Below are 5450 nucleotides of genomic sequence, written 5' to 3' on the forward strand. Positions count from 1 at the left end.
AGGCCGCGGTCACCGCCGGGCGGCCGCTCGCCGCCGCCAACGCGGAGCTGCCCTGGCCCGACGCCCCGCACCTGGTCCTCTGGCAGGCCGCCACGGTGCTGCGCGAGCACCGCGGTGACGGGCACCTGGCCGCCCTGCTCGTCGCCGGCCTGGACCCCGTCGAGGCGCTGGTCTCCTTCGCGGCGATCGGCGCGGCGGGCGAGCGGGTCTTCGAGAGCCGGGGCTGGAGCCCCGCGGAGTGGGCCGCGGCCCGCGCCCGCCTCGTCGCCCGCGGTCTGGTCGAGGCCGACGGCACGGTGACGGAGGCCGGCCGCGCGCTGCGGGACGAGGTCGAGCGGCGGACGGACGAGCTGGCCGCCGCCCCCTGGGCCGCCCTGGGCCCGGACGACACCGCCCGCCTCGCGGACCTGCTCGGCGAGCCCTGGCTCGCCTTCCTCGCCTCCGGCCTGCTGCCTGCCGAGAACACCCTCGGCATCGGCAAGGTCTGACGCGCCTGAGGGGCCGGGAAAAGCTCCGGCCGCGGGGTGCTCGAAGCACTCCGCGGCCGGGGTCTTGGGGGCTGCGTACCTGAGTGCAGGGCAGCCGTGCGTCCGGAGATCAGGTCGGGGGCTGCTCAGGCCGGTCCGACATGCCGAGCGAGCCTTCCGCCCTCTGCTGGGCCTGGTCGACCTGCGAGGTGTACTTGTTCCCGGTCTTCTCGTTGACCTTCGTCTCCGCGGCGTCGGACATCGTCCGTGCCTTGTCCTCGTGCTGGCCCACCATCGCCTTGAGCCTGTCCATGATCCCCATGCGTCACTCCTTCAGAAGGGGACATACAGCGCATTCGACGCTACCCCCGTACACCCCGATGCGCGCGCCGAGCGCCCGGCGCCAGGCCCCGCCCCCGTTTCGCGGACCCTTGCGCCGCCTAGGATTCCGGGGTGCTCACGTACCGGAAGCCCCTGACCGCCGCGGCACTTGCCGCCGCCCTGCTCATAACCACCGCCTGCACTGCGGACGATGACCGCCCGGGCCGCGGAAGCGGTGGAAACGGCGGCAGCGGCGGGCAGAACGGCGGCCGGGGCTCCGCGCTCGCCGCCGTCGACGCCCTCGTCGTGAAGGGCCGCGCCCCGAAGACCGGGTACGCGCGCGAGGAGTTCGGCCGCGCCTGGGCCGACGTCGACCGCAACGGTTGCGGGACCCGCGACGACATACTCAAGCGCGACCTCACCGGCGTCGCCGTCAAGGACGGCGGCTGCAAGGTCGCCTCCGGCACCCTCACCGACGACCCCTATACGGGCCGCCGCGTCGAGTTCGTGCGCGGCCGCAGCAAGGTCGACATAGACCATGTGGTCGCGCTCTCCGACGCGTGGCAGAAGGGCGCCCAGAAGTGGGACCCGGAGAAGCGGCTCCGCTTCGCCAACGACCCGCTCAACCTCCTGGCCGTCGACTCCGCGACCAACCGCCGCAAGGGCGACGGGGACGCCGCGACCTGGCTGCCGCCGAACAAGGCGTACCGCTGCACGTACGTCGCCCGGCAGGTCGCGGTGAAGCGGAAGTACGAGGTCTGGGTCACGCGGGGCGAACAGGACGCGATGCGACGGGTGCTGGCTCGCTGCCCGGAGCAACGCCTGCCCTAGGGGGTCCTCACCGCCTGGAAAAACGATTGGGCCAAGCCTGTGAGCGCTCGTTAGCCTGCGCGCATGGAACTCACGGTCACGACCCTCGCCGAACGCCCCGAACTCGAGGGCCCGATGTGGCAGATGAAGGATCTGTGGCCGGAGTTCATGATGTACGACCCGGTCGGCTGGGCGAACATGGGCCGCATCGTCCGCGAACTGCCCGAGTACGTCCTCGTGGCCACCGACGCCGACGGCAAGGTCGTCGCCCGGGCCTTCAGCGTTCCCTTCCAGCTCCATGCCGACGGGCGCGGTGCACTGCCCGCCACGGGCTGGGACCAGGTCCTGCTCTGGGCCTTCTCCGACCTGCGGCAGGGCAGGAAGCCCGACACCGTCAGCGCCATCGAGGTCTGCGTGGACACCAGCGCGCTCGGTCGGGGGCTGTCGGCCAGGATGCTCGGCGCGATGCGGGACAACGCCCGCAGGCTCGGCTTCGCCGAGGTCGTCGCTCCGGTGCGGCCCAACGGCAAGCACCTGGAGGCGAGCAGTTCCATCCACGAGTACGCCTTCCGCACCCGGGAGTCCGACGGCCTCCCGCACGACCCCTGGCTCCGGGTGCACGTCCGGGCCGGCGGTGCGGTCGAGAAGGTGGCCCCGGCCTCCATGACCGTGCCCGGCTCCGTGGAGCAGTGGCGTGCCTGGACCGGGCTGCCGTTCGACACGGACGGGCCGGTCGAGGTCGAGGGCGCGCTGGTTCCGGTGCACTGCGAGGCCTCGCGCGGGTACGCGGTGTACGTCGAGCCCAACATCTGGGTCCGCCACACGCTCTGAGCCGCTGCCGCGCCGGGTCCGTAGGTCTTACGTGCGCGAACGGGCCGGGTGAGCCGCCCCCCTCCGGCGGCCCTCCCGGCCCGTTCGCATGCCCGCTCAGTCCTTCGGATCGACGACGTCCTTCGCCGCCGGCTCACGCGCCGGGACCGGCCTGTCGTACGAGGAGAAGGTGTACGTCCCGGGCTCCTCACCGCCCTTGGCGACGACCTTCAGCAGGTACGGGGCGCCCTCGGCGGCCACGTACAGCGTGGTGGTCCGCGCGCCCCTGCCCTCGGTGAGCATCAGCGCCTGCTTGCCGTTCACGGTCGTCACCTCGCCGGCGTCGGCGCCGGCGAAGTCGAGGTCGAGGTCGAGGCCCTTCTCGAACGCGGCGAGCCTGGCGTTCAGGTCGCAGAGCTCCAGGCTGTCCTTGGCCCTGGGGTCCGAGGCATCGGTCTCGGCCCACTTGCCCTTGCCGTCCTTGAGCGTCTTCAGGGCGGCCGCCTGCTTCTCGGCCGGCTCGCCCTTGCCCTGCTCGCGCAGGAAGGCCTCGTCGAAGCGCATGTACGCGGAGTCGGCCGTCTTGATCAGCTCCGCGGTGCCGGTGACGCCGAGCGTCACCGTGCCGGCGCAGCGGCCCTGCCGGTCGATCGCCAGGTAGGCCCTCACCGGGCCGTCGGCGGACATGGTGGCCATGTCGAGCGTCAGCGACTCGGCGGTCCTGGTGGCCGCGATCGACTTGCTTGCTATCTGAGGGCCGGTCAGGCCCTTGAAGGGGCCCGACCCCTCCTCGTCGAAGGGCCCGCAGGCCGTCCCCCCGAGCGCGACGGCGGTGCCGAGGAGAGCGGCGAGGGCGGCGCGACGGCGGGGGGACGTGCGGCGGCGGCCGAGGGCGGTCATGCGGTCTCTCCGGGTGGTGGGGCGGGCGCGTACGGGGGGTTACGGGCCGGGGGAGCGCTGGGCGCGGGTCAGAGCTTCAGCTCCCACTGGGCGGCCTCGTGCTCCAGGCCGGGGCTGACCTCGACGGTGAGGTTCTTGGCGTCGGCGGGGGCGTCGAAGGCGAAGACGACCGTGGACTTCTTGCCGGGCAGGATCGAGCCGGTGAAGCCGGTGCCGACCTTCTCGTCGAAGATCTGCTCGGCGGCGACGCCGTCCTTGCCGGCGCGGGCGTCCAGGGTGACCAGCGCGGCGTCGAACTTCTTCGTACCGCCGTTCTCGATGACCACGGTGACCTGGTACGCCTTGTTGCCCTCGGTGTGCCCGGCCGCGAACTCGCTCGGCTTGTACGCCGTCGGGCCGGAGACGGTGACCTTCAGCTTGTCGTCGTAGACGGAGCCGTCACCGGCGGCCAGACCGCCCTTTCCCTTGGCCGCGCCGCCCTTGCCGGCGGAGGGCTTCTTCGGGGCGGACTCCTGGATCGACTTGTCGATCTCGTCCACCGCGTCGCTGACGGCCGTGAACGTGATGACCGCGCCGACCACGGAGAGGATCAGCGCCACCAGGCCGAGGACCGCGCCCGTCGTCGCCACACCCTTGTTGCTGGCCTCGCCGCGCTTGACCCGGCCGCGGGCCGACAGGCCCAGGATCAGGGCGATCAGGCCGAGGATGCCGGCCAGGACGAAGAGGAACGGGATCAGGCCGGAGATCGCGCCGATGACGCCGAGGATCAGCGCGGCGGTGCCGAGCCCGTTGCGGAAGGCCCGGGGCGTGGGGGACTGGGGGCCCTGGCCGGCGTACGTCTGGTGCGTGTCGTGCGACATGGAAATGCCCTCCTGGACATGGGACATGGGACGGGACGCGGAGTGCGACCGGCTCTCACGGAGTCCCGTGGAGCGATGGATCAATAACAACAGAGGCTGTGAACCGAGTCAACACGGTTCACGAAATTCAGGTCGGCTCACACTGTGAAGTGGTGTCTGTTGCGTTCATCGGTAAGATCGGGGTCACAGCGGATGGACGGAGCAGGGCGTGAAGGGAGTCAGCCAGGTGCCGGAGAGCGCAACAGAGGTGACCGCGGCCGGGATCGCCCGGCTGGCAGGGGTCGGACGGGCCGCCGTGAGCAACTGGCGCCGTCGCCACGCCGACTTCCCCAAGCCCGTCGGCGGCACGGAGACCAGCCCCTCCTTCGCCCTCGCCGACGTCGAGTCCTGGCTGCGCGCCCAGGGCAAGCTCGCCGAGGTCCCGCTGCGCGAGCGGGTCTGGCAGCAGATCGCCGGCCGCCCCGAGGGCGCCGTGACCGCCCTCGTCCAGTCCGGCGGCGTCCTCCTGCTCGTGCACGACCGGCCCGCCGCCTGGCCCGGCCTCGCCGCCGTCTCCGACGAGCGCTTCGTCGGTCTTCTGCCCGTCGCCCTGGAAGAGGTCCTGACCGCCCGTTACGGGCTCGAGCGCGCCGTCCGCACCCCCGCCCCGGCCGAACTTGCCGGCGCCGCACCCCTGTTGCGCGCCGTCGTCGACCTCGCCTCGGAGATCGGCGCCCGCCAGGCCTTCGAGTTCCTGCTCGGCCGCCACCTCGACGCCAACCCGCGCCAGTACACCCTCACCCCGCCCGGCCCGGCCGCCCTGATGGCCGCCCTCGCCACCGGTTCCGGCGCCGGCGCGCGCACCCCCGGGACCGTGCTCGACCCGGCCTCCGGCACCGGCGCCCTGCTCCGCGCCGTCGACCGGGCCACCGCCCTGTACGGCCAGGACGCCGACCCCGACCTCGCCGCCCTCACCGCGCTCCGGCTCGCCCTCGCCGACGGCGCCGAGGTCCGCGTCCGCCCCGGCGACAGCCTGCGCGCCGACGCCTTCCCGCAGCTCGCCGCCGACGCAGTGCTCTGCCACCCGCCGTTCAACGAGCGCAACTGGGGCCACGACGAACTCGCCTACGACCCGCGCTGGGAGTACGGCTTCCCGGCCCGCACCGAGTCCGAACTGGCCTGGGTCCAGCACGCCCTGGCCCGGCTGCGCCCCGGCGGCACCGCCGTCCTGCTCATGCCGCCCGCCGCCGCCTCGCGCCGCTCCGGCCGCCGCATCCGCGCCGACCTGCTCCGCCGGGGCGCC

General features: G+C 73.1%; 7 protein-coding genes. 4 read left to right on the plus strand and 3 right to left on the minus strand.

From position 1 onward, the window contains the following. Positions 1-488, plus strand: a 488-nt coding sequence (locus tag VIU94_RS14710) for an SCO6745 family protein (protein ID WP_414720954.1), incomplete at its 5' end; no start/stop codon positions are given. A gap of 109 nt (positions 489-597) precedes the next feature. Here VIU94_RS14710 and VIU94_RS14715 read toward each other — a convergent pair. Next, entirely contained in the window at positions 598-789 is a 192-nt protein-coding gene (locus VIU94_RS14715) for an antitoxin (RefSeq protein WP_331911535.1), read from the minus strand. 131 nt (positions 790-920) lie between these two features. Here VIU94_RS14715 and VIU94_RS14720 point away from each other — a divergent pair, with 131 nt between their 5' ends. Both VIU94_RS14720 and VIU94_RS14725 read left to right on the plus strand, forming a co-directional pair. Further along, complete coding sequence (locus VIU94_RS14720) at positions 921-1619, plus strand: HNH endonuclease family protein (protein ID WP_331911537.1); 699 nt, start codon at positions 921-923, stop codon at positions 1617-1619. 63 nt (positions 1620-1682) lie between these two features. Continuing rightward, positions 1683-2429 (plus strand): N-acetyltransferase, encoded by a 747-nt coding sequence (locus VIU94_RS14725; RefSeq protein ID WP_331911539.1) that lies wholly within the window; start codon positions 1683-1685, stop codon positions 2427-2429. 96 nt (positions 2430-2525) lie between these two features. On the opposite strand, the gene VIU94_RS14730 is transcribed toward VIU94_RS14725, so the two are convergent. Continuing rightward, on the minus strand, positions 2526-3308 hold the full coding sequence (locus tag VIU94_RS14730) for a hypothetical protein (protein ID WP_331911541.1): 783 nt from the start codon (positions 3306-3308) through the stop codon (positions 2526-2528). 68 nt (positions 3309-3376) lie between these two features. Next, a complete protein-coding gene (locus VIU94_RS14735; protein ID WP_331911543.1) occupies positions 3377-4168 on the minus strand; it encodes a DUF4190 domain-containing protein in 792 nt (263 codons plus the stop codon). A 226-nt stretch (positions 4169-4394) separates the two neighbouring features. Between VIU94_RS14735 and VIU94_RS14740 the strand changes: the two genes are divergently transcribed. Continuing rightward, on the plus strand, positions 4395-5450 hold a 1056-nt coding region (locus VIU94_RS14740; RefSeq protein ID WP_331911545.1), incomplete at its 3' end, for an HsdM family class I SAM-dependent methyltransferase.

It is taken from the genome of Streptomyces sp., assembly GCF_036566765.1.
GTDB lineage: Bacteria > Actinomycetota > Actinomycetes > Streptomycetales > Streptomycetaceae > Streptomyces.

Coding starts and splice junctions, on each gene's coding strand:
- VIU94_RS14730 (WP_331911541.1), bottom strand. CDS start 3,308: ATGACCGCCCTCGGCCGCCGCCGCACGTCCCCCCGCCGTCGCGCCGCC.
- VIU94_RS14715 (WP_331911535.1), bottom strand. CDS start 789: ATGGGGATCATGGACAGGCTCAAGGCGATGGTGGGCCAGCACGAGGAC.
- VIU94_RS14735 (WP_331911543.1), bottom strand. CDS start 4,168: ATGTCGCACGACACGCACCAGACGTACGCCGGCCAGGGCCCCCAGTCC.
- VIU94_RS14725 (WP_331911539.1), top strand. CDS start 1,683: ATGGAACTCACGGTCACGACCCTCGCCGAACGCCCCGAACTCGAGGGC.